Origin of the sequence: Citrobacter sp. T1.2D-1 (assembly GCF_950098555.1) — a bacterium.
In the GTDB taxonomy this organism is placed as follows: domain Bacteria; phylum Pseudomonadota; class Gammaproteobacteria; order Enterobacterales; family Enterobacteriaceae; genus Citrobacter_A; species Citrobacter_A telavivensis.
Window position 1 is genome coordinate 172456 of the sequence record NZ_CATNHH010000034.1, and the last position, 24478, is coordinate 196933.

Consider the following 24478-nt stretch of genomic DNA (forward strand, 5'->3'; position numbering starts at 1 on the left):
CTATAATTATCAAAGAGACATGTCATTCGGTATAACTGTTTTATGGATGAAAAAGCATTAACTCCACCGGCACTCAATACCCCCCACCCATGGTCAAAAACGTTGGTTGAGGCATTATTGCCTTTTGTCACACCTCGTACTTACCGAAAGGGAATTAGGCTTGATTTTCTTGAGGCAAACACTCCGGTTTGTCGATTAATCCTCAGTGGCTCTGTTGAGGTACATCGCACCGCAGACCATCTGCTCGTGGTACGTGCCCCATCATTTACTATCCTGGGCCTGGGAGTCACCGGCAGCTATATTATTACCGCAGAGCCCTGCAAAATCGCGACCCTGCCTTTAGTGGAGGTGCATCAGCACATCCAGGAACTGGGTTTGTGGGAAGTGCTGGCTAAACATATGGTCGTGGTGAGCAGTAAACTGTTTTCTTACAGTCGACAATTGAGCGCGCCCACCGCCTATGAAGTGATTTGCAGTCAACTGATTGAGTTGATGCATGAGTCAGAATCCTTACGTAAAACACTTTCCGTTGAGCGCTTCATTCGTGACAGAACCCATCTTTCTCGCAGCAGCATCATGAAAATCCTTGCCGACCTCAAGTTAGGTGGTTATATCAGCATCGAAAATGGACGACTGATAGCTATCCATCATTTGCCGCAAAAGTATTGATTAAATGAGGTTGGATCAGTACAGACAGCGACTGCTGATATAATAGAAAAGTGCTGGTTTTCTGCTCCGTGACGCGAACCACTTTCAGCACTATGTAAAAATCACGTGACAATTCAGGCGTATAGTGGGCTATAATTTCAGCCTGCTATCTCTTTTATTCTGGCTACATTCGTCATAACCGAATGAATATAAAGCTAAAATAAGCAATGACATAAGGATTTAAGCTATGGGTTTTCTTTCCGGTAAGCGTATTCTGGTGACCGGTCTTGCCAGCAAACTTTCCATCGCCTGGGGTATCGCGCAGGCGATGCACCGCGAAGGCGCGGAACTGGCATTCACCTACCAAAACGACAAACTGAAAGGCCGCGTGGAAGAATTTGCTGCTCAGCTGGGTTCAAACATCGTTCTGCAGTGCGATGTGGCAGAAGATGAAAGCATCGACACCATGTTCGCAGAGTTGGCCAAAGCCTGGCCGAAATTTGACGGTTTCGTTCACTCTATCGGCTTTGCTCCTGGCGACCAACTGGACGGTGACTATGTGAACGCGGTCACCCGCGAAGGTTTTAAAATCGCTCACGACATCAGCTCCTACAGCTTTGTGGCGATGGCGAAAGCCTGCCGTTCTATGCTGAACCCGGGCTCTGCCCTGCTGACGCTTTCTTACCTGGGCGCTGAGCGCGCGATCCCGAACTACAACGTGATGGGTCTGGCAAAAGCGTCTCTGGAAGCAAACGTCCGTTATATGGCGAACGCGATGGGTCCGGAAGGTGTACGTGTTAACGCTATCTCTGCGGGTCCAATCCGTACGCTGGCGGCTTCCGGCATTAAAGATTTCCGTAAGATGCTGGCACACTGCGAAGCAGTCACCCCGATTCGTCGCACTGTGACCATCGAAGATGTGGGCAACTCTGCGGCGTTCCTGTGCTCCGATCTGTCTGGCGGTATCTCCGGTGAAGTGGTTCATGTCGACGGTGGCTTTAGCATCGCTGCAATGAACGAACTGGAACTGAAATAATCGTTCCGACTTCCCCTGTGGGCGGTGCCCTGCCGCCCATGTTCTAAAACCTTCCCCGCAATATAGCTTTTTGATCTTTGTTATCACGCAACAATCTTTCATCCCTTCCCCCGCTTACGCCAGGATAAAGCAGCGAAAACGATCCGGCGTGATTCGACGACGACGTGTCCGGGTCGCCACATACAGACCAAGGAACGCCCATGGAACAACGCCGATTCAACGGCAAAAGCCACTGGTATCACGAAACCCAGTCCAGCACCGGCCCGCAGGACGTGTTACCGCTGGTGCCCGAAGCCGCACACGTTGACGATCGCTTTCTGTTGGATTTGGTGATCCCCGAAGACGCGCTTATTCCCTTTCAGTCCTGGCTGCAACCGGCACGCCAGTTGGCTCACGAACTGTTCCCTGACACCGTTTTACTGAACCGCCTGCATACCTTTAGCGCTTATGAACGCATGAGTACCGCGTTAACGGTCGCCCAGGTGTACGGTGTGCAGCGACTCTGTAACCATTATGCGGCCCGTCTGACGTCGCTTCCCGGCCCAGATTCGTCACGTGAAAGTAATCACCGACTGGCGCAGATTACCCAGTACGCGCGCCAGCTTGCCCGTTCGCCCTCGGTGATTGATAACCGCGCACGCCAGCATCTACGCGACGTGGGTCTCTCCGCCTGGGATATCGCGCTGATAAACCAAATCATCGGCTATATCGGTTTTCAGGCACGCGTCATCGCCACGTTTCAGGCCTGGCTTGGACAACCGGTGCGTTGGGTGCCGGGCCTGGACACGCAGTCATTCGCCGATGTCGCCCCATTTCTGCAGCCCGACGCGACCTGGCATTCGGCGCACGAGCAGGTCGAACTGCGCTACGCAACGGCGGAACAGCTTGAGTGTCTGTCGCGCTATCAGCCCGTCGCCTACCTTCAACACATCGCCCCCAATCTGGTTCATCAACCGACGCTGCTCGCCCTGCTTGGCTCCTTACTGAAGAGCACATTGTCTGTTGAGTCCCCCGCGCACGGTTTCACCACGCTGCTGACGTCACGAATTAACGGCAGTGCAAGCTGCTTTAACCAACATGCGACAGCATCAGAAGTCGCCGAATCACTACGGCAGAACGAACATGAGATTGAGCGGCGGGAACGGCAACAGCCGCTTGAGCGCCCGTTGTTCCAGGCGATACAATGGCTGACGCGCGCGCCCGATCGTTTCAGTGCCGCACAGTTCACCCCGCTCAGCGAGTACTGTACGTCCGTCGAACAGGCAATCAATCTGTTGGCCTGGTCGGGTTTGTGCGGATGGATAAATCGTCTGAAAATCGCGCTGGGCGAGACGCGTTAACCCCCTCATTGCCATAAAGAGCACTTGCCGCATCAGGTACTTTCGCGTAAAACTGTCAGCCGCTCTTATGGCCACGAAAATAGACAAATATGTTTCAGGACAACCCGCTGCTAGCGCAGCTTAAACAGCAACTGCATTCCCAGACGCCACGTGCCGAAGGGGTGGTAAAAGCCACGGAAAAGGGCTTTGGCTTCCTGGAAGTCGATGCGCAAAAAAGTTATTTCATCCCACCGCCGCAGATGAAAAAAGTGATGCATGGCGACCGAATCATCGCCGTCATCCACACTGAAAAAGATCGTGAATCTGCGGAGCCGGAAGAACTGGTTGAGCCGTTCCTGACCCGTTTTGTCGGTAAAGTGCAGGGTAAGAACGATCGCCTGTCCATCGTGCCGGATCATCCGCTGTTAAAAGACGCTATCCCCTGCCGCGCCGCGCGCGGTGTGGAACATGAATTTAAAGAGGGTGACTGGGCCGTTGCTGAAATGCGCCGTCATCCACTCAAAGGCGACCGCACCTTCTACGCCGAATTAACCCAGTTCATCACTTTCGCTGACGACCACTTCGTACCGTGGTGGGTCACCCTGGCACGTCACAATCTTGAAAAAGAAGCGCCAGACGGCGTGGCGACGGAAATGCTGGATGAAGGTCTGGAACGCCAGGATCTTACCGCGCTGAATTTTGTCACCATCGACAGTGCCAGCACTGAAGATATGGACGATGCGCTGTATGCCGAAGAACTGACCGACGGCAAGCTACAGCTGACCGTGGCGATTGCCGATCCTACCGCCTGGATAGCCGAAGGCAGCAAGCTGGATAACGCCGCGAAAATCCGTGCGTTCACCAACTATTTGCCGGGCTTCAACATTCCAATGCTGCCGCGCGAACTGTCTGACGATCTCTGCTCGCTGCGCGCCAATGAAGTGCGCCCGGTGCTCGCCTGTCGCATGACCATTGCCGCGGATGGCGCCATTGAAGATGACATCACGTTCTTCGCCGCCACGATTGAGTCGAAAGCAAAACTGGCTTACGACAACGTCTCTGACTGGCTGGAAAATAGCGGTAGCTGGCAGCCTGAGCGCGAAGAAATCGCACAGCAGATTCGCCTGCTGCAACGTATCTGCCTGAACCGCGGCGAGTGGCGCCATCACCATGCGCTGGTGTTTAAAGATCGCCCTGACTACCGCTTCATTCTCGGCGACAAAGGCGAAGTGCTCGATATCGTCGCGGAACCGCGCCGTATCGCGAACCGGATTGTCGAAGAGTCAATGATTGCCGCCAACATCTGCGCCGCACGCGTGCTACGCGACAAACTCGGCTTTGGCATTTACAACGTTCACTTGGGCTTTGATCCGGCCAATGCTGATGCGCTGGCGGCGCTGCTGCAATCCCACGGGATGCATGTGGACGCCGAAGAGGTATTGACCCTCGAAGGCTTCTGCAAACTGCGTCGTGAACTGGATGCGCAACCGTCGGGTTTCCTCGACAGCCGTATTCGTCGCTTCCAGTCCTTTGCGGAAATCAGCACCGAGCCGGGGCCGCACTTCGGGCTGGGTCTGGAGGCTTACGCCACCTGGACTTCACCGATTCGTAAGTATGGCGATATGATCAACCATCGCCTGCTTAAAGCAGTCATCAAAGGTGAAAGTATTAGCCGTCCGCAGGAAGAGGTAACCGTACAGATGGCAGAACGCCGTCGCCTGAACCGTATGGCGGAACGCGATGTTGGTGACTGGTTGTATGCCCGTTTCCTCAGCGATAAGGCCGGTACGGATACCCGCTTCGCGGCGGAGATCATCGATGTCAGCCGTGGCGGGATGCGTGTCCGCCTGGTGGATAACGGCGCGGTTGCTTTTATCCCCGCGCCATTCCTGCACGCGGTGCGTGACGAACTGGTGTGCAGCCAGGAAAACGGCACCATCCAGATCAAAGGCGAAACCGTCTACAAAGTGACCGATGTGATTGATGTCACCATCGCCGAAGTGCGGATGGAAACCCGTAGCCTCATCGCCCGTCCAGCCGCCTGATAACCGGCTCTGTAACGGCCTTTTTCTTTTCAGGAAAGGCCGTTTCTTTTCCCCCAAATCCCTATTCTCTCACTACACTCTGACTGTCAGCCGGATATATTTTCAACCGCGCCTATGCTTTTTCCCGGATCTGAATTACAAATAAATACATAAACAAAACAAGATGTTCAGCCATCATGAGTTTAACTGAACGGTAGCTGCCCCTTCCATTGAGGGTTGTTCGCGCTTTAAACGGGAGGGTGTTCATTATGAAAGACATTCTGGAGTCCGCAACGTTGTATAGCTATATGGGCACTCACACGCCTTACTGGCGTTTGTCAGAAGATTCCAACACCCTGCATTTGTCCGTCACCGAAGCGACCGACCGTACGGAAAGCGTTGAACTTGCGCCCGAGCAAGCCGAACGGATCCGCGAAATGACCGTTATCACATCCAGCCTGATGATGACGCTCCCCTTTGACAACAACGATATCCCGGTGCATCTGGTGGGCCGTAAAATCAGCAAGCATGAATGGGCGGGCAGCGCATCGGCCTGGCACGATACCCCTTCCGTGGCGCGCGATCTGGTCAAAGGGCTGTCGTTTGCTGAACAGGTAGTGTCTGAAGCCAACTCTGCCATTGTGATCCTCGACAGCCGGGGCAACATTCAGCGCTTCAACCGCCTGTGTGAAGAGTACACCGGGCTAAAAGAGCAAGAAGTGATTGGGCAGAGCGTCTTCAAACTCTTTATGAGTCGTCGGGAGGCCGCCGCCTCTCGTCGCAACATCAGCGGCTTCTTTCGCAACGGCAATTCGTATGAAGTTGAACTCTGGGTACAGACCCGCAAGGGCCAGCGGCTGTTTCTGTTTCGCAACAAATTTGTCCACAGCGGCAGCGGGAAGAATGAAATCTATCTGATCTGCTCCGGCACTGACATTACGGAAGAACGGCGCGCGCAGGAACGATTACGCGTGCTGGCGAATACCGACACGATTACCGGTTTGCCAAACCGCAATGCTATTCATGAGCTGATCAATGACGCCATCGATCAGGCGGTTGGAGACAGCCAGGTGGGCATTGTCTATCTCGACCTGGATAATTTCAAAAAGGTGAACGATGCCTATGGTCACATGTTTGGTGATCAGCTTTTACAGGCGGTGTCATTAGCGCTTCTGAGTTGTCTGGATGAAAATCAAGTGCTGGCCCGCCTCGGCGGTGATGAGTTTATTGTACTGGCCAGCCAGACATCCCAGAGCTCGCTTGAGGCGGTCGCCTCGCGGATCCTCACCCGATTGCGCCAGCCCTTCCGTATCGGCCTGATAGAAGTCTATACGGGCTGTTCTGTCGGTATCGCGTTGGCGCCTCAGCACGGTGAGAGCAGCGGCGACCTGATCCGCAATGCCGATACCGCGATGTACACCGTAAAAGAAGGCGGACGCGGCCAGTTCTGCGTCTTCTCGCCGGAGATGAACGAGCGGGTATTCGAATACCTGTGGCTGGACACTAACCTGCGTAAAGCGCTGGAAAACGATCAGTTGCTGATTCACTATCAGCCGAAAGTGACCTGGCGAGGCGAAGTCCGCAGCCTTGAGGCGCTGGTGCGCTGGCAGTCCCCTGAACGCGGGCTAATCCCTCCGCTGGAGTTCATCTCTTACGCCGAGGAGTCCGGGCTGATTGTGCCACTCGGCCGCTGGGTGATCCTCGACGTTGTGCGCCAGGTCGCGAAATGGCGTGATAAAGGCATCAACCTGCGCGTGGCGGTTAACATTTCTGCCCGCCAACTGGCCGACCAGACGATATTCACCGATCTGAAGCGAGTGTTGCACGAGCTCAATTTTGAATATTGTCCTATCGATGTCGAACTGACGGAGAGCTGCCTGATTGAAAACGAAGCGCTTGCGCTGTCCGTCATTCAGCAGTTTAGCCAGCTCGGTGCCCAGGTGCATCTGGATGACTTTGGCACCGGCTATTCCTCGCTTTCGCAGCTGACGCGTTTTCCGATTGATGCCATCAAGCTGGATCAGATTTTTGTTCGCGACATTCACAAGAAATCGGTATCGCAGTCGATGGTCCGTGCGATTGTCGCCGTGGCGCAGGCGTTGAATCTACAGGTGATTGCCGAAGGCGTGGAGAGCGCCAAAGAGGATGCTTTTTTGACGAAAAACGGCGTTAATGAGCGACAGGGCTTTTTATTTGCCAAACCAATGCCTGCCACCGTGTTTGAGCGCTGGTACAAACGTTATCTCAATAAGAAAAAGCGTTAAGCCGGCAAAATGATCGCCTGAGCGAAACGGAAAGTTTCGCTTTTTGCCTTCTACATATCTGTATGTATTCGCAGAACATATGATATTCCCTAAAGGTTCTGGCGAGGCCGAATTTTCCCTTCTCTTTTGCCGTCATTTTTTGCATCATTAACTTCTCTCATTATTTGACAAAGGATCCCCCCATGTCTGATATCGATGCTAAGCGGGTTGCCGAGCGTATTGATACCGTGCTTGATATCCTGGTGGCCGGTGATGTCCACTCCGCCATCCATAATCTCGAAATTCTGAAGGCGGAATTGTTGAGTAAGGTACAGGATGAGGCCGTATCATTGACGAAGAAACCCCGGGCCCCGTGGGAGATCTGATTTTTTCGCGCACGGTTTGCGGCCGTGTGCCGCCTGGATGTGGCACCGCCGCATGTGTTTAATCTTCGCGGTATGATTACCGCTATAAAAATTAGAGCTATGAACTCCCGACAACAAAAAATTTTGCAAATGGTCATTGATAAAGGTCAGATGAGCGTCTCTGAACTGGCCAAAATCACTGGCGTTTCCGAAGTCACCATCCGACAGGATCTGAACACCCTGGAGAAGCAGAGCTTTCTACGCCGTGCGCACGGTTTCGCCGTTTCGCTGGATAGCGAAGACGTGGAAACCCGGATGATGACCAACTACACCCTGAAGCGTCAGCTCGCGGAATTCGCGGCATCGCTGGTTAACCCTGGCGAGTCGGTGTTCATTGAAAATGGCAGCAGCAATGCCCTGTTGGCAAGAACGCTGGCGGAACAGAAAGACGTCACCATCATCACGGTCAGTAGTTACATTGCACATCTGTTGAAAGCGACTCCCTGTGAAGTGATCCTGCTCGGCGGTATTTATCAGAAAAAAAGCGAAAGCATGGTGGGACCACTTACCCGTCAGTTCATCCAGCAGGTTCATTTCAGTAAGGCGTTTATTGGCATTGATGGCTGGCAAACCGAAACGGGCTTCACGGGTCGCGACATGATGCGGGCTGATGTGGTCAATGCTGTGCTGGAGAAAGGTTCGGAAGCCATTGTTCTGACCGACAGTTCTAAATTTGGCGCGGTCCATCCGTACACGCTGGGCCCTATTGAGCGGTTTAGCCGCGTGATCACCGATGCCAGAATCAGCGCCAGCGACCGTAAGTTGATGGAACAGCGTGGCCTGACCGTTAATATCGTCGACGCTGAGTAAAATATTCGCAAATGATTTGCGCTGTGCAGATCATTTGCGCTCTGAGACTATTCTGACTCCTGAATTAAGACTATTTACCTGTTGTTCACAGGCGAAAGTCGTAAAATTAATAGTAGCGATATAACAGGAAGTGACTATCACCTGCGTGATATTACCCTGCGCAATAAGGTTTCACGGATGCTCTCTTTAATGACAGATATTTTAACTATAGTTAAAGAGAGCTTACTTCCGTGAATCGTTAATTCAGGAGAAAGTATTATGTTTGTAACGAGCAAAAAAATGACCGCCGCTGTGCTGGCGATTGCCCTGGCAATGTCTCTGAGCGCCTGTTCTAACTGGTCTAAACGTGACCGTAACACCGCCATTGGTGCGGGTGCAGGTGCATTAGGTGGTGCAGTCTTAACAGATGGCAGCACGCTGGGTACGCTGGGTGGTGCCGCTGTCGGTGGTATTATCGGCCATCAGGTAGGTAAATAATCGTAAATAATCTACGGTTGTCCGGCTCGATATAATAATACGATTATTTTTTTCTGGTCTGCACTACACAATTTATTTAGCAGTAGAAATTAAAGCCACGATATTTATATCGTGGCTTTTTCATCAACCGCCCGCCAGTTTCACTTTCAGGCCTTTGGCTTCCAGCAACGACTTAATTAAATCACGCTTGTCACCCTGAATTTCAATTACGCCGTCTTTTACTGCTCCGCCGCAGCCACATTTTTTCTTCAGCTCTGCAGCCAGTTTGTTGAGTTCGCCGTCATCCAGATCAACGCCGGTAATCAGGCAGACGCCCTTCCCTTTACGACCGCTGGTCTGACGCTGGATACGGACAATTCCATCGCCTTTCGGACGTTCAGGTGCGGCCTTGGGTTCATCAATCCGCCCGCTTTCAGTCGAATAAACCAGACGACTGTTCGAATTGCTCATTACGCCTCCCGCCTCAGTGACGCGTTTATTGCCTTCAGCGTCTGCGCCGGATCGTCAGACTGCGTCACCGGACGCCCGATGACCATATAATCCACTCCCGCCTTCAGCGCCTGCTCAGGGGTCATAATCCGCCGCTGATCGCCGGCAGCACTGCCCTGCGGGCGAATACCCGGGGTGACCAGTTTAAAATCACGACCAAACGCCTGCTTAAAGCGTACCGCTTCCTGGGCTGAGCAGACCACGCCATCCAGACCACATTTTTGCGTTAATGCCGCCAGTCTCTCGGCATGCTCAGCAGGTGACAGTGTCACACCAATATCGGCTAAGTCGCTGGCTTCCATGCTGGTCAACACAGTGACCGCGATTAATAGCGGCGCATCCTTACCAAACGGCAGCAGAGCTTCACGAGCTGCGGTCATCATTCTCGCCCCGCCCGACGCATGGACATTGACCATCCAGACGCCAAGATCCGCGGCGGCAGCTACCGCGTGGGCTGCGGTATTCGGGATATCATGGAATTTCAGATCCAAAAAAATATCAAAGCCACGTTGCTGGAGATCGCGAACCAGCTGAGGTCCGAACAGCGTGAACATCTCTTTGCCAACTTTCAGACGGCAATCGCGCGGGTCAATTCGGTCAACAAACGCCAGAGCGTCATCGCGGTTATTATAATCGAGAGCAACAACGACAGGAGAATCGGTAGCAGCACGGGGAGAAGATGAAGCAGTTAACGTCATAACCAGGCCTTCTTGCTAAGGGGCAAATGGGTAAACGGCGTGCATTCTACCTGTCAGGCGCAAAAAATAACAGACGCGATTACACCTCTGCCAGGCGATGTGGCACAAATGCCAGAGTGAGGTTGTGAATAAAACCATTAGTATGTTGTAACTAAATAACGATCTTTTTAAAAATTACAGTCCATCAAGTCCGCGAATTGGCTTAATCGTTGACCAGGCGCGACAGGAAGGACAATGCCAGTACAGCGTATAGGCGGTGAAACCGCATTTAGAGCAGCGGTAGCGTGGTTTGCTGCGCACCTGTTCGCCCACCATATCACGCAGCACCATCAGACTCTCTTTCGCACGGCCCTCTTCGGCTTCGTTAAGGTGATAATCCATCAGCTTATGGAAAACACGCATCGTCGGATGGCGCTGGAGCTGGCGGGTGATATAGACCTGTGCAGTCTCCGTCCCTTCGCGATCCTCAAGAATATCGGCCAGCATCAGTTCTGCGGCAGCGCCGGTATTCTCTTCTACCGCGCGGCGCAGGAATTCTGCCCATTCATCATTTTTGCCTAACTGTTGGTAGCAGGTCTGGAGCATTTCCAGCGTTTCGCTAACCAGTTCTTTATCCTGGGAAATCACCCGCTGGAGACATTCAACAGCCTTCGCATAATCGCCCTTCGCCATCCAGACACGGCCCATCATGATAGAGACCCTGGCGCTATTTTTATCCGCCGCGGCCCCTTTTTTCAGCAGCGTCATGGCGCGATCCATGTCGTCGCTCCCCATCTGCTGCAGCGCCAGTTCACAGTAAAAATGGGCGATTTCGATACGCTGCTTGTCTTTGCCCAGTTTGACCAGTCTTTCGGCAACCTCAATGGCCTTCTGCCAGTCGCTGGTCGCCTGATAGATCTGCAACAGTTGCTGCAACGCGCCTACGCGAAAATCAGTTTCATCGGTAAGCTGATTGAACATATCCTCCGCCCGGTCATACAAACCGGCGGCCATGTAATCACGGCCTAACTGCTGAACCGCCAGCAGTCGCTGTTCATAGGTCAGCGAGGCGCTTTCCATGAGGGTTTGGTGAATACGGATGGCGCGGTCAACTTCGCCGCGAGAACGAAACAGGTTTCCGAGGGTGAGATGAGCCTCAACGGTGCCGGTATCCTCTTTCAACATATCGAGGAACAGATCCACCGCTTTATCTTGTTGGTTGCTCAGGAGGAAGTTAACGCCCGCGACGTAATCGCGGGAAAGGCGGTTAGCTTCATCCTGTTTTGTTTGTTGCGCACTTCTGCGACCCATATACCAGCCATAGGCGGCAGCAACAGGTAAAAGCAGAAACAACAACTCCAGCATAAACGGTTATTCCTTCGCGACCGACGTACCAGGCGTCACCACAACGTCGGTCGCAGGCGAGAGCTGGTTTTCCAGTCGTTTAATTTTACGTTCAGCACGCACCAGAGAAACACGAACCCGCAGCCAGAAAAGACCGCAGATCAACCAACCAATGGCGAAACCTGCAGCGAACAAAACGGCCAGCAAGGTTGAGATACGATACTCGCCCTGGGCCAACAGATAATTAAACGTCACCTGTTGATCGTTCTGCGCACCCAATGTTACCGAGATAACAAATATCGCCAACACCAGTAAGAAAATGAGTAAATATTTCACATTACTTCCCGTTATGTGGTTTAAGCGAATAAATCGTGTTCAACTTACCGCATTTAGCCTTTTAAATTACCATTTTCACGGCGTCTGCGAAATGGGAAAGCAGTCGGCTATCGGATGATTTAAGGGCAAACCGGGTAAAATCAACCCCGGTCAGCCGTTTTGCTCGCGTTCGACAATCTCCTGCCTTTCTTCCGGCGGCGGCATGAGCGGCCCGCAGAACCGCTGCGCAAGCCAGGTCGCCAGCGTTACCAGCGCCCAGGAGATCAGCGTCGCGACCACCAGATCGCGCGGCCAGTGCATGCCCAACAGCATACGACTGCCCATGACGCCCGTCGCCCACACCAGCAAAAGGGCAATCGTCATTGTCCGCCGGCGCGGCCACAATAACCCCACGGCGAGCAGCGCCCAGCTTGCGGCAAACATCGTGTGACCGGACGGAAACGCAAACCCGGTCTCTTTTTGCCAGTGCTGGCGTAAAAACAGCGGAATATTCTGCTGGGTTGAGAGTTGCGCCTTCACCAGGTCACTGCGATCCTTACGTTTTAAAGTGTAGAACTCATCAACCGGGATATGATGCGTTTTTTCCAGCCATATCACGAAAGGACGAGGTTCCTGTACCTGGTCCTTAACCCACGACTTGACGCCCTGACCCATCAGGATAGCACCCGCCAGAATGGTAAAAAGCATCACTGCTGCTTTAAGGCGAAAGCGTAAGCACCAGAGGAACCAGCCGCAAAGAATGACATGCGTGATAATGCCCCACGGTTGGGTGACCGTTTCCGTTATCCAGTACATCACTTTTAGCCATCCGGAATCCTGACCCGGTTGCCAGCGCCAGCCGGACACCCACACGGCAACGGGCATAATCAGCAATAATCCCGCACCAGCCGCAGTACGCTTTGCAATCGACAGCATGTATACCTCTTTGACGGATAAGTGCCACAATCATAACCGAAAAATCCCCTGTTCGGGGAAATTGACAGATTTGTGCCATTCGCATGACGATTGGGCGGCAGCGATTAGGTGAAGTCCGTTGCCTTATGGCAAAATAAGAAGATAAGCCAACAGGCAACGGCACTACATCGCGTGCCGGCATTATCTGGAGAAACACATGCAGCTTAAACGAGTGGCAGAAGCCAAACTGCCAACCCCATGGGGCGATTTCCTGATGGTGGGATTTGAAGAACTGGCAACCGGGCACGATCACGTCGCGTTAGTGTATGGTGATATTTCTGGTCAGACGCCGGTTCTGGCCCGTGTCCATTCAGAATGTCTGACGGGCGATGCCCTGTTCAGTCTGCGCTGCGACTGTGGTTTTCAGCTGGAAGCCGCCCTGACGCATATCGCGGAAGAAGGACGCGGAATTCTGCTTTATCATCGTCAGGAAGGACGTAACATTGGCCTTCTCAATAAGATTCGCGCCTACGCGTTGCAGGACCAGGGCTACGACACCGTAGAGGCCAATCATCAGTTGGGTTTTGCCGCAGATGAACGTGATTTCACCCTCTGCGCCGATATGTTCAAGCTGCTGGGCGTTGATGAAGTGCGTCTGCTCACCAATAACCCGAAGAAAGTCGAAATTCTCAGTGAAGCGGGAATTAATATTGTGGAGCGGGTCCCGCTGATTGTTGGCCGTAATCCCAATAATGAACATTATCTGGATACCAAAGCCGCCAAGATGGGCCACCTGTTGAGTAAATAAGCAATACGAATACGTTAAAAGCAATGCTTTAAAAAAGCCTGCATCGTGTCATGCAGGCTTTTTTTATCGCTTACTTCAGCATATTGCGAATCACATAATGCAAGATACCGTCGTTCTGGTAGTAGGTTAACTCGGTCGCCGTATCGATACGACAGCGGCACTGCACCACCTCTTTGTGCCCGTCAGCCCGGGTTAACGTCACCGGCACCGTCGCGCCAGGTTTCAGTTTTTGCAGATCGGCAATGTCAATTGCCTCTTCCCCGGTCAGCCCCAGCGTTTTTCGCGTCACACCCTGCGGAAATTCCAGAGGCAGGATACCCATCCCAATCAGGTTAGAGCGGTGGATTCGTTCGAACGACTCCGCGATGACCACGCGAATCCCCAGCAGTCGCGGCCCTTTAGCAGCCCAGTCACGACTGGAACCCGAACCGTACTCTTTGCCGGCAATCACCGCCAGCGGAATGTTCTCCTGCTGATACTGCATTGCCGCGTCATAGATAGACAGCACCTCCGTGCCGGGAAGATGCCGCGTCATTCCCCCTTCCACACCCGGCACCATTTCGTTACGGATGCGAATGTTGGCGAACGTCCCGCGCATCATCACCTCATGATTCCCACGTCGTGAGCCATAGGAGTTAAAGTCTTTGCGCTCCACGCCGCGGCTTTGCAGATAACGCCCGGCAGGACTGTCGGCCTTAATGCTCCCGGCAGGGGAAATGTGGTCGGTGGTCACCGAATCCCCCAGCATCGCCAGAATGCGTGCGCCGTGAATATCGGTCACCGGTGCGGGCTGCGCCTGCATCTCGTCAAAGAACGGCGACAGGCGAATGTAGGTCGAATCGTTTTGCCAGCCGTAGGTGTCTGAGCGGTCAACGTTGATCGCTTTCCACTCTGGCGTCCCTTCGAACACCTCCGCATATTCTTTGTGGAACATCTCTGAGGAGACCAACGCCACCGCACGGGCAATTTCCTGCGCCGACGGCCAGATATCTTTCAGGTAGACCGGATCGCCTTTGCGGTCATGACCGAGCGGATCTTTCGCCAGGTTGATGTTCATGTTGCCCGCGAGGGCATAGGCGACCACCAGCGGCGGAGACGCCAGCCAGTTGGTTTTCACCAGCGGGTGGATACGACCTTCAAAGTTACGGTTGCCTGACAGCACGGCGCCAACGGTCAGATCGCCCTTCTTAATCGCGGTTTCGATAGGTTCCGGCAGCGGCCCTGAGTTACCAATACAGGTCGTGCAGCCATATCCCACCAGGTTAAAGCCCAGTTCATCGAGATACGGCGTCAGTTTCGCCTTGGCCAGATAATCCGACACCACTTTCGACCCCGGTGCCAGCGAGGCTTTCACCCACGGCTGACGTTTCAGTCCCAACGTCACCGCGTTTTTCGCCAACAGACCCGCCGCCATCAGCACGCTCGGGTTAGAGGTGTTGGTGCAGGACGTTATCGCCGAAATCACCACAGCCCCGTCAGGGAGTTGGTATGACTGGCCGTTCAGCACGTACTCCACGGGTTGACGATCTTTCTGCGCGGTGTTCAGTTCCAGCTCACTGCTGGCGGCAAAGGCTTTCGGCACATCGCCCAGCGCGACGCGATCCTGCGGACGTTTCGGTCCGGCAAGGCTCGCCTCGACATCATTCATATCCAGCGCCAGGGTACTGGTGAAGACCGGTTCATCGCCGGAGTTACGCCACATGCCCTGCACTTTCGCGTATTTTTCAACCAGTTCGATTTGATCTTCACTGCGCCCGCTCAAGCGCATGTAGTCCAACGTCACGCCATCGATCGGGAAGAAGCCGCAGGTCGCGCCATATTCCGGCGACATATTGGCGATGGTGGCGCGGTCAGCCAACGGTAAGGAGTCCAGGCCGTCGCCATAAAATTCGACAAATTTTCCGACCACGCCGTGCTTACGCAGCATCTGAGTGACGGTCAACACGAGATCCGTTGCGGTAATCCCCTCACGCAGTTTTCCAGTCAGTTTGAAGCCCACCACATCCGGGATCAGCATCGAAACAGGTTGTCCCAGCATCGCCGCTTCAGCCTCTATACCGCCCACGCCCCAGCCCAGAACGCCCAGACCGTTAATCATGGTGGTGTGTGAGTCAGTGCCGACCAGCGTATCCGGATAAGCCAGCCATTCACCGTCCTGCAGCTCGCTCCAGACCGCTTTGCCGAGGTATTCCAGGTTAACCTGGTGGCAAATGCCGGTTCCCGGCGGTACCACGCTAAAGCGACTGAAGGCCTGCTGGCCCCATTTCAGGAACACATAGCGCTCGTGGTTACGCTCCATTTCGAGGCGCACGTTCTCTTCGAACGCATCGTCATCGCCAAAATGGTCAACGGTGACGGAGTGGTCAATAACCAGATCCACCGGCGACAGGGGGTTCACTTTCGCGGTATCGCCGCCCAGGCGTTTCACCGCTTCGCGCATCGCGGCGAGATCCACCACCGCCGGGACGCCGGTAAAGTCCTGCATCAACACGCGTGCAGGACGGTAGGCAATTTCGCGATCGGCATGGGCGCGCTTTAGCCACCCTGCCAGCGCCTGAATATCCTCTTGTGTGACGGAATCGCCGTCCTGACAGCGCAACAGGTTTTCCAGTAAGACTTTCAGTGATTTGGGCAGACGGGTGATATCGCCCAGAGATTTCGCAGCCAGCGGCAGACTGTAGTAGTGGTAGGTTTTGTCTTTGGCCTGCAGTGTATCCTTACTGGCTTCTCGTAGGGTTGACGACATAGCTCCTCCTTAATGACAGGGTTGCGATGCCCTGATTCTCTTCAGGGTGAATATTAAAGATAACACAAACACACTGTAACGTTTTGATAACAACCCGAATTGATAAAAGAGGAGAAACCGAACAATGGGGACAGAGGGTACAGAAGCGCGGACGAACGAGTGTATGAAAGAGAGAAAACGAAAACCTCGCCGCAGCGAGGTTTGAGATTAATTCATCACCATCCAGAACAGTTCAGCCCAAAAGAGCAGCGAGACGGAAAATGCGCCCATCCAGGACCAGTATTTCATATTTGCACTAAGCATCGGCTACACCCGTTTTTGTTTAATACATTGTGTTGAGACTTTCTCAACTATTTATTGCTGTGGTGTATATGTGAAAGCGTACCGCAATAATTTGTCAGTACAAAAAAACGGTAATAAGAATGGGGACGATTATTGTTTCTGTTGTTCGTCTTCGTCTTCGTCGAATAACGCAATAAATGCTTGCTGTTGCTGAGTCAACTTCCAGTTTTCGGGAACCGTTTTCACGCACGCGCCTTTTTTCGTTTCTCGCACCGTGTCACCAGAGTGACATGTGGGTAAAGACGTCTGTTGTGAGTCGTGAACAACCATGTTTACCCCCAGGCATTCCAGATCAACAGTGCAATCACGACCCAAAACAGCGCTGAGCCCAGGAAAACCGCAAGCCATGCTTTGCGTTTCATCTCAGGGTCCCGACGTGGTTCCTGGTTTTCAGACGGCATTGCTAACCTCATACAATCGACATCACTTATCATTTAAGCACCAACAATCGGTACAATTAATCATCAGATGAGACAAATCCTAATGAAACTTTAGTCAAAAATCCAGTGAATTTACGAATCGTTTCCAGTGAATAAATCAATCTTTTGATCGAAAATAAATATTTGGAATAGGAAATTTGCGAGGCGGGGAATAAGACACTACTTTACGACTGATTATCCATAACTCCCGTATGGATATTATTATTACGTCAGCCTTAATAAACAGAATTGTGATTTAATTAAAACTTTCGGTATCCCCTGCGAACAAAAGATACCGACTGTTTCTGTGGCAATTACTTTTCAGGCAATTTTATATCTTTAAACATCTCTTCAATTTCTTCATTCGAGCGCAATGCCACGGCGGTATCCACCACGTCACGCGTCAAATGCGGTGCGAAACGTTGAATGAAATCATACATGTAACTGCGCAGGAACGTGCTGCGACGGAAACCGATTTTGGTCGTGCTGTGGCTGAAGACATCGTGCGCATCCACGCGAACCAGATCCGGGTCCGACAGTGGATCAACCGCCATGCTGGCGATCACCCCTACCCCTAAGCCTAAACGCACGTAGGTTTTGATCACATCCGCATCAGTCGCCGTGAAAACAATACGTGGCGTCAGCCCTGCGCGGTTAAAGGCGGTATCCAGTTCGGAACGACCGGTAAAGCCAAAGGTGTACGTCACCAACGGATACTGCGCCAGTTCTTCAATAGACACTGAGGCTTTATTGGCGAGCGGATGTTCGGGCGTCACCACAATCGAGCGATTCCAGTGATAGCATGGCAACATCACCAGATCGTCATACAGATGCAGCGCTTCCGTAGCGATGGCAAAATCGGCATTACCTTTCGAAACCGCCTCAGCAATCTGCGTCGGCGATCCCTGATGCATATGCAACGACACGCGCGGATAGCGCTCTATAAAACCTTTAATCACGTTCGGCAACGCATAACGTGCCTGAGTATGCGTCGTCGCGATATAAAGTGAGCCTTTATCCGGCCAGGTATGCTCACCGGCAACCGACTTTATCGCATCCACTTTGGAGAGCACTTCGCGCGCAATGCGGATTATCTCCTGGCCTGCTGGCGTCACCTGAGTCAGATGCTTACCGCTACGGGCAAAAATCTGGATGCCAAGTTCATCTTCCAGCATGCGGACCTGCTTACTGATACCCGGCTGCGAGGTATAAAGTCCTTCCGCGGTGGAGGAGACGTTAAGGTTGTGGTTAACCACCTCAACGATGTAGCGAAGCTGCTGTAATTTCATGTTAAACCATCCAGATTAGCGCCATCAAGTCATCGTTTCAGAGCAGGCTGAGGGGCGCTGCTAATACGATTTAATAATAAAAAAGCCATTAACTATAACCACTATATCATTAATAGCCAGACTGTATAGGGATGACTAAAAAATAATAAGCCCGCAATAAAAACAAAAAAAGGGCCGCTTACGCGACCCTCTTCACAACGACAGAACCGTGGGCGATTACTTCTTGCCTTCAACCCATTTGCCATCAACAAAGAAGGCTGACCAGCCGGTCGCTTTCCCGTCCTTTTCAGCGGCAACATACTGCTGCTTGGTCTTACGGCTAAAACGCACCAGCGTTTTATTGCCTTCAGGATCCTGCTGAGGCGCATCGGCCAGATAACGCAGTTTTTCCGGCAGGCGGTCACGGAAGCGGAACAACTCTTCCACCAGCGGCGCACGCGTTTCACGGGATTTCGGGAAGGTATTGGCGGCCAGGAACACCCCGGCGGCACCATCACGCAGCACGAAATACGCATCCGATTTTTCACACGGCAACTCTGGCAGCGGAACCGGATCTTCTTTCGGCGGCGCAACCTCACCGTTACGCAGGATTTTACGGGTGTTTTTGCACTCGTCGTTGGTACAGGCCATGTACTTACCGAAACGCCCCATCTTCAGGTGCATCTCAGAACCACATTTTTCGCACTCGACGATTGGACCGTCATACCCTTTGATGCGGAATTCGCCCTCTTCGATCTCGTAGCCGTCGCAGGTCGGGTTATTACCACAGACGTGCAGCTTACGCTTCGGATCGATCAGGTAGCTGTCCATCGCCGTGCCGCACTTCTGACAACGACGCTTGGCGCGCAGGGCATTGGTTTCCGCGTCATCACCTTCCAGCACGTTCAGGACTTCGTTTTCCGGCACCAGATTAATGGTGGTTTTGCAGCGCTCTTTCGGCGACAGCGCATAGCCGGAGCAACCGAGGAACACGCCGGTACTGGCGGTACGAATCCCCATTTTACGCCCGCAGGTTGGGCAGTCGATGCTGGTCAACACCATCTGGTTCGGACGCATCCCCCCTTCTTCCGGATCCTTCTCAGCTTTGTCCAGTTGCTGAGTAAAATCACTGAAGAAGTTGTCGAGCACGCCTTTCCATTCGGTTTCGTGATTCGCGACCTGATCGAGGCTGTTTTCCATCTGCGCGGTGAAATCGTAGTTCATCAGCTCGCGGAAATTCTCTTCCAGGCGGTCGGTGACAATCTCACCCATTTTTTCCGCATAGAAGCGACGGTTTTCCACGCGCACATAGCCACGATCCTGGATGGTCGAAATGATCGACGCATAGGTCGACGGGCGGCCAATTCCACGTTTTTCCAGCTCTTTCACCAGCGAGGCTTCGCTGAAGCGCGCCGGTGGTTTGGTGAAGTGCTGAGCCGGGGTCAGTTCAACCAGAGACAGCGCATCGCCTTTATTGACTGCCGGCAGCGTCCGGTCTTCGTCACCTTTACGCAGCGCTGGCATCACCTTCGTCCAGCCGTCGAAGCGAAGAATACGACCGCGCGCCTTCAGACGGAAATCGCCCGCGCCAACGGTCAGCGTGGTGGAGTCGTACTGCGCCGGCGTCATCTGACAGGCGACAAACTGACGCCAGATCAGTTGATACAGTTTCTGCGCATCGGCTTCCATATCCTTCAGCGTTTCCGCCAGCACGGAGACATCAGAAGGACGAATCGCTTCGTGCGCTTCCTGTGAGTTTTCTTTGCTGGCGTACTGATTCGGACTTTCTGGCAAATATTTCTTGCCAAAATTGTCGCCGATATAACCGCGCACCATGTTTACGGCGTCCTGACTCAGGTTGGTCGAGTCGGTACGCATATAAGTGATGTAGCCCGCTTCGTACAGACGCTGCGCCATCATCATGGTCTTTTTCACACCAAAACCGAGACGCGTACTGGCCGCCTGTTGCAGGGTGGAGGTGATAAACGGCGCGCCCGGCTTGCTGCTGGTCGGCTTGTCTTCACGTTCCAGAACGCTGTAGCGCGCTTTCTCCAGCAGGCTCACCGCCGCAAGCGTCTGCTCGCGATTCACCGGACGGAACGGCTTATCGTTCTGATGGGTCACCTGCAAGGGCAGCGCGTCGCCGGAAGGCGTAGTGGTGTTGGCGTCAATTTCCCAGAACTCTTCCGGAACAAACGCTTTAATTTCGCGCTCACGCTCAACGACCAGACGCACCGCCACGGACTGTACGCGACCAGCTGACAGGCCGCGGGCAATCTTCTTCCACAACAGCGGCGAGACCATATACCCCACCACGCGGTCCATAAAGCGACGCGCCTGCTGAGCGTTTACTCGATCAATGTTCAGTTCGCCCGGCTTTTCAAATGCCTGACGAATCGCATTCTTCGTAATTTCGTTAAACACCACGTGACTGTAACGCGACTCATCACCACCGATCACTTCCCGCAGGTGCCATGCAATGGCTTCCCCTTCGCGGTCAAGGTCGGTTGCGAGATAGATGTGGTCGGCTTTTTCAGCCAGTTGTTTCAGTTCAGAGACGACCTTCTCTTTACCGGGCAGCACCTCATAGTGCGCGTCCCAGTTGTGCCACGGATCAACCCCCATACGGTTGACGAGCGCGCCACGTTCATCCTTTTTGGGCTTTTTAGCCGTTTTGGTGGAGGTAGAGTCGGCGCTCTTTTTAGCTGCTGAGCCACTGGTCGGCAAATCACGGATATGACCAACGCTGGACTTAACCACGTAGTCATTACCCAGATACTTGTTGATCGTTTTGGCTTTTGCCGGGGACTCAACGATGACAAGAGCTTTACCCATATTCACCTTTACCTAATTTGATTCTTCCAGGAATGCGTCGCACATTGATACACCATCTACAGACGACGAGCCACGGATATGGTCCCTGCGTCTGTGGATATCAACCCTTTGTACTGACTCTGTACACTAAATAGCCAGGTGACTGAGTTAACAGGTTTTTTCGCACAGAGGCGCTATAGCACGACGGAATTTCGGTCGAATGTCAAGCAAATCTGTTGCCTGGTTGACGAAAGCGTCACACTGTACCTGATAAAATTCGTTACGCAACTTTATTAGCATGCAAAAACAAATCCTGCCAGTCAGCAAAGGTTGACAACCCCCTGATCACGCTCAGGGAATATTTGCCCAAAAGAGTCGGTCGGCGTAGACTAATGTCCTTGTTTAAGGAGTAAAAAATGCGCAAAGAGACACAACCTATCGATCGCGAAACGCTGTTGATTGAAGCCAACAAAATCATTCGTGAGCATGAAGATACGCTGGCCGGCATTGTTGCCACCGGTGTAACCCAGCGAAATGGGGTGTTGGTCTTCAGTGGGGATTACTTTTTAGACGAGCAAGGTTTACCCACGCCAAAGAGCACTGCCGTGTTCAATATGTTTAAACATCTGGCGCATGTGCTTTCTGAAAAGTATCACCTGATCGATTAAAGCAAAAACGCGAGGCTTCAGGCCTCGCGTTTGTCGTTAATATGGCTTTTTACATCAGCGGTTTTTGTCCGCGCTGCCACCAGCGCAGTAGCAGACGGTCGGCACTTTCAGCGGCACTGCCGGTTACGCGATCCACCAGTTTCTTACGCTGCAGATAACGAACGTTAAACACCTCTCGCCCTTCCATTAATCCCAGGATCACCTCGTCGCTGGTATTTATCTCATCAATGAGTCCTTTATCCAGCGCCTGCTGTCCATACCAGTGTTCACCGGTGGCGACCTGCTCAATGTCCAGAGTCGGACGCATACGATGAACAAAATCTTTAAACAGGAGATGGGTTTCGTTCAAATCCTCACGAAATTTCTGCCGCCCTTCTTCAGTGTTCTCACCCAACAGCGTCAGGGTCCGCTTGTATTGTCCGGCGGTATGCAACTCGATATCGATATCCTTTCCTTTCAGGAAGCGGTTGAAGTTGGGGATCTGCGCGACCACGCCAATTGAGCCGACAATCGCAAAGGGGGCCGAGACAATTTTGTCCGCCACGCAGGCCATCATGTAACCGCCACTCGCCGCGACCTTGTCCACCGTCACGGTCAGCGGGATGTTCTTATCGCGTAAGCGTTGCAGTTGTGATGCGGCGAGACCATAGCCGTGGACAACGCCGCCGGGACTTTCCAGACGCACCACCACCTGATCCTGCGGTTTCACCACCGCCAGAACGGCCGTCACCTCTTCACGCAGCGAACTGACTTCGTGGGCATCCATGCTGCCTTTGAAATCCAGCACCCAGACGCGCGGCTTATCCGACGTGTCGCTGTCGCCCTGCTTCGCTTTTACTTTGGCGGCTTTCGCTTCCAGCTTGTGCTTTTTCTTTTGCGCTTTATGCCAGAGTTTCTGTTGATGGCTATCCAGCAACGCCATCGCCAGTTCATCCTTCATCTCTTTATATTGTTCGCTGAGGTTGGTAACCCGCAGTTCGCCACGCTGGCGCTTACGTTGGGCAACATTCACGATAATGATGGCTATCGCCGCGATAGCCAGTACAACGGTGACGATTTTTGCTAAAAACAACCCATATTCAGACAACAATTCCACACGTTCCACCTTGGTTAAACAACTTAGCGTCGGCTCAGTGTACATCAGGCGTAATGCGTCGTCTCGCGGGATATGCGGATGGACAAAAGTATGACAAAGTGTTCATTTTAGGGCGTTATCGCCGTTGGCTGATTGAAATTGGGTCCTGTTTCAGGCATAAACCCGACACACCAACGAGAAGCAGAGCGACCAGGCATGTCGCCGAGGAGTCCCCATGCATTATCAACCGAAACAAGACCTTTTGCAGGATCGCATCATTCTGGTGACCGGTGCCAGCGATGGCATTGGCCGGGAAGCGGCCCTGACCTACGCTCGCTACGGCGCCAGCGTTATTTTGCTAGGCCGTAATGATGAGAAATTGCGCCACGTCGCCGAAATGATTGCCCAGCAAACGGGGCGTCAGCCATCGTGGCTTACGCTTGATCTGTTAACCTGTACCGCTGATGATTGTCATCAACTGGCGCAGCGCGTCGCCGGTCAGTATCCACGTCTGGACGGCGTCCTGCACAATGCCGGATTACTGGGAGACGTCTGCCCGATGATCGAGCAGGACCCGCAGGTCTGGCAACAGGTGATGCAGGTCAACGTCAACGCGACGTTTATGCTGACCCAGGCATTGCTTCCTTTATTACTTAAGTCAGATTCCGGATCGTTAGTCTTCACCTCCTCCAGCGTAGGCCAACAAGGCCGCGCCAACTGGGGGGCCTACGCGGCCTCTAAATTTGCCACCGAAGGAATGATGCAGGTGCTGGCGGACGAGTATCAAAACCGCCCGCTGCGCGTGAATTGCATCAACCCGGGCGGCACGCGTACCGGAATGCGCGCCAACGCCTTTCCGACGGAAGATCCGCAAAAGCTCAAAACACCCGCCGATATTATGCCGCTGTATCTGTGGCTAATGGGCGATGACAGCCGCCGCAAGACCGGCATGACCTTCGACGCCCAACCGGGCCGCAAACCAGGAATCGCCCAATGAGTGAAGAACGTTATCAACAGCGCCAGCAGCGCGTGAAGGACCGGGTTGATGCCCGGGTAGCCCAGGCTCAGGATGAGCGCGGTATCGTGATGGTTTTCACCGGCAACGGGAAAGGAAAAACCACCGCCGCCTTCGGCACGGCCACCCGCGCGGTGGGACACGGTAAAAAGGTCGGTGTCGTGCAGTTTATCAAGGGAACCTGGCCCAACGGCGAGCGTAACCTGCTGGAACCGCACGGCGTCGAATTTCAGGTGATGGCGACCGGGTTTACCTGGGAAACACAGAACCGCGAGGCCGACACGGCGGCCTGTCTGGCAGTATGGGAGCACGGCAAGCGAATGCTTGCCGACCCGCAACTGGACATGGTGGTGCTGGACGAGTTGACCTACATGGTGGCGTATGACTATCTGCCGCTTGAAGAGGTGATTAGCGCGTTGAATGCGCGACCGTCTCACCAGACGGTGATCATCACCGGTCGTGGCTGCCATCGGGATATTCTCGAGCTGGCCGATACCGTCAGTGAACTGCGTCCGGTCAAACATGCCTTTGAGGCAGGGGTCAAAGCCCAGATGGGTATCGACTACTGATCCAGGGCGGATAAGGCGCTTGCGGTGCCATC

At 53.3% G+C, this 24478-nt stretch carries 23 protein-coding genes; 12 read left to right on the forward strand and 11 right to left on the reverse strand.

The genetic code is table 11. From position 1 onward, the window contains the following. The first annotated feature begins 42 nt into the window (after positions 1–42). From QQZ17_RS18970 to osmB, 8 genes are all read left to right on the forward strand, one after another. Positions 43–669, forward strand: coding sequence for a winged helix-turn-helix transcriptional regulator (locus tag QQZ17_RS18970; protein WP_152404405.1), 627 nt, complete (start codon positions 43–45; stop codon positions 667–669). A gap of 226 nt (positions 670–895) precedes the next feature. Continuing rightward, complete coding sequence (gene fabI, locus QQZ17_RS18975; RefSeq protein WP_152404403.1) at positions 896–1684, forward strand: enoyl-ACP reductase FabI; 789 nt, start codon at positions 896–898, stop codon at positions 1682–1684. 200 nt (positions 1685–1884) lie between these two features. Beyond that, complete coding sequence (locus QQZ17_RS18980) at positions 1885–3024, forward strand: carboxymuconolactone decarboxylase family protein (protein WP_152404400.1); 1140 nt, start codon at positions 1885–1887, stop codon at positions 3022–3024. A gap of 89 nt (positions 3025–3113) precedes the next feature. Continuing rightward, positions 3114–5048, forward strand: a complete 1935-nt coding sequence (locus QQZ17_RS18985; protein WP_152404398.1) for an exoribonuclease II — start codon at positions 3114–3116, stop codon at positions 5046–5048. Positions 5049–5296: 248 nt separating this feature from the next. Next, a complete protein-coding gene (gene pdeR / locus QQZ17_RS18990) occupies positions 5297–7291 on the forward strand; it encodes a cyclic di-GMP phosphodiesterase (RefSeq protein ID WP_152404394.1) in 1995 nt (664 codons plus the stop codon). Positions 7292–7473: 182 nt separating this feature from the next. Beyond that, positions 7474–7656: a YciZ family protein gene (locus tag QQZ17_RS18995; RefSeq protein WP_152404392.1), complete on the forward strand. Its 183-nt coding sequence runs from the start codon at positions 7474–7476 to the stop codon at positions 7654–7656. A gap of 99 nt (positions 7657–7755) precedes the next feature. Next, positions 7756–8505: a DNA-binding transcriptional regulator YciT gene (gene yciT / locus QQZ17_RS19000; RefSeq protein WP_152404390.1), complete on the forward strand. Its 750-nt coding sequence runs from the start codon at positions 7756–7758 to the stop codon at positions 8503–8505. A 258-nt stretch (positions 8506–8763) separates the two neighbouring features. Further along, positions 8764–8982 (forward strand): osmotically-inducible lipoprotein OsmB, encoded by a 219-nt coding sequence (gene osmB, locus QQZ17_RS19005; protein ID WP_042318738.1) that lies wholly within the window; start codon positions 8764–8766, stop codon positions 8980–8982. Between the two features lie 123 nt (positions 8983–9105). Here the strand turns inward: osmB and yciH are convergent, their stop codons facing one another. From yciH to pgpB, 5 genes are all read right to left on the reverse strand, one after another. Next, positions 9106–9432, reverse strand: coding sequence for a stress response translation initiation inhibitor YciH (yciH, locus tag QQZ17_RS19010; protein WP_152404388.1), 327 nt, complete (start codon positions 9430–9432; stop codon positions 9106–9108). Further along, a complete protein-coding gene (gene pyrF / locus QQZ17_RS19015) occupies positions 9432–10169 on the reverse strand; it encodes an orotidine-5'-phosphate decarboxylase (RefSeq protein WP_152404386.1) in 738 nt (245 codons plus the stop codon). Before pyrF ends, yciH begins: the two co-directional genes overlap by 1 nt. Positions 10170–10343: 174 nt before the next feature. Beyond that, positions 10344–11513 carry a lipopolysaccharide assembly protein LapB gene (lapB, locus tag QQZ17_RS19020; protein ID WP_152404384.1) on the reverse strand — a complete coding sequence of 390 codons (1170 nt, stop codon included), beginning with the start codon at positions 11511–11513 and terminating at the stop codon, positions 10344–10346. 6 nt (positions 11514–11519) lie between these two features. Further along, positions 11520–11828, reverse strand: a complete 309-nt coding sequence (gene lapA / locus QQZ17_RS19025; RefSeq protein ID WP_152404382.1) for a lipopolysaccharide assembly protein LapA — start codon at positions 11826–11828, stop codon at positions 11520–11522. 150 nt (positions 11829–11978) lie between these two features. Continuing rightward, positions 11979–12743 carry a phosphatidylglycerophosphatase B gene (pgpB, locus tag QQZ17_RS19030; RefSeq protein ID WP_152404379.1) on the reverse strand — a complete coding sequence of 255 codons (765 nt, stop codon included), beginning with the start codon at positions 12741–12743 and terminating at the stop codon, positions 11979–11981. A gap of 196 nt (positions 12744–12939) precedes the next feature. On the opposite strand from pgpB, the gene ribA reads away from it, so the two are divergent. Next, positions 12940–13530, forward strand: a complete 591-nt coding sequence (gene ribA, locus QQZ17_RS19035; protein WP_042318727.1) for a GTP cyclohydrolase II — start codon at positions 12940–12942, stop codon at positions 13528–13530. Between the two features lie 70 nt (positions 13531–13600). On the opposite strand, the gene acnA is transcribed toward ribA, so the two are convergent. The 5 genes from acnA to topA form a co-directional block, all read right to left on the reverse strand. Continuing rightward, complete coding sequence (gene acnA, locus QQZ17_RS19040; protein ID WP_152404377.1) at positions 13601–16276, reverse strand: aconitate hydratase AcnA; 2676 nt, start codon at positions 16274–16276, stop codon at positions 13601–13603. 207 nt (positions 16277–16483) lie between these two features. Continuing rightward, positions 16484–16579 (reverse strand): small membrane protein YmiC, encoded by a 96-nt coding sequence (ymiC, locus tag QQZ17_RS19045; RefSeq protein WP_235922374.1) that lies wholly within the window; start codon positions 16577–16579, stop codon positions 16484–16486. A 311-nt stretch (positions 16580–16890) separates the two neighbouring features. Beyond that, a complete protein-coding gene (locus tag QQZ17_RS19055; protein WP_212807457.1) occupies positions 16891–17031 on the reverse strand; it encodes a YmiA family putative membrane protein in 141 nt (46 codons plus the stop codon). Between the two features lie 320 nt (positions 17032–17351). Further along, positions 17352–18326, reverse strand: coding sequence for an HTH-type transcriptional regulator CysB (cysB, locus tag QQZ17_RS19060; RefSeq protein WP_152404376.1), 975 nt, complete (start codon positions 18324–18326; stop codon positions 17352–17354). Between the two features lie 216 nt (positions 18327–18542). After that, positions 18543–21140 (reverse strand): type I DNA topoisomerase, encoded by a 2598-nt coding sequence (gene topA / locus QQZ17_RS19065; protein WP_284554151.1) that lies wholly within the window; start codon positions 21138–21140, stop codon positions 18543–18545. Positions 21141–21535: 395 nt separating this feature from the next. Here topA and QQZ17_RS19070 point away from each other — a divergent pair, with 395 nt between their 5' ends. Beyond that, positions 21536–21787, forward strand: a complete 252-nt coding sequence (locus QQZ17_RS19070) for a YciN family protein (RefSeq protein WP_042318668.1) — start codon at positions 21536–21538, stop codon at positions 21785–21787. A gap of 49 nt (positions 21788–21836) precedes the next feature. On the opposite strand, the gene sohB is transcribed toward QQZ17_RS19070, so the two are convergent. Beyond that, on the reverse strand, positions 21837–22883 hold the full coding sequence (gene sohB / locus QQZ17_RS19075) for a protease SohB (RefSeq protein WP_152404373.1): 1047 nt from the start codon (positions 22881–22883) through the stop codon (positions 21837–21839). Between the two features lie 214 nt (positions 22884–23097). Between sohB and QQZ17_RS19080 the strand changes: the two genes are divergently transcribed. Then, positions 23098–23859, forward strand: a complete 762-nt coding sequence (locus tag QQZ17_RS19080; protein WP_152404370.1) for a YciK family oxidoreductase — start codon at positions 23098–23100, stop codon at positions 23857–23859. After that, on the forward strand, positions 23856–24446 hold the full coding sequence (gene cobO, locus QQZ17_RS19085) for a cob(I)yrinic acid a,c-diamide adenosyltransferase (RefSeq protein ID WP_152404368.1): 591 nt from the start codon (positions 23856–23858) through the stop codon (positions 24444–24446). The genes QQZ17_RS19080 and cobO overlap by 4 nt, the downstream gene beginning before the upstream one ends. Positions 24447–24478: the final 32 nt, after the last annotated feature.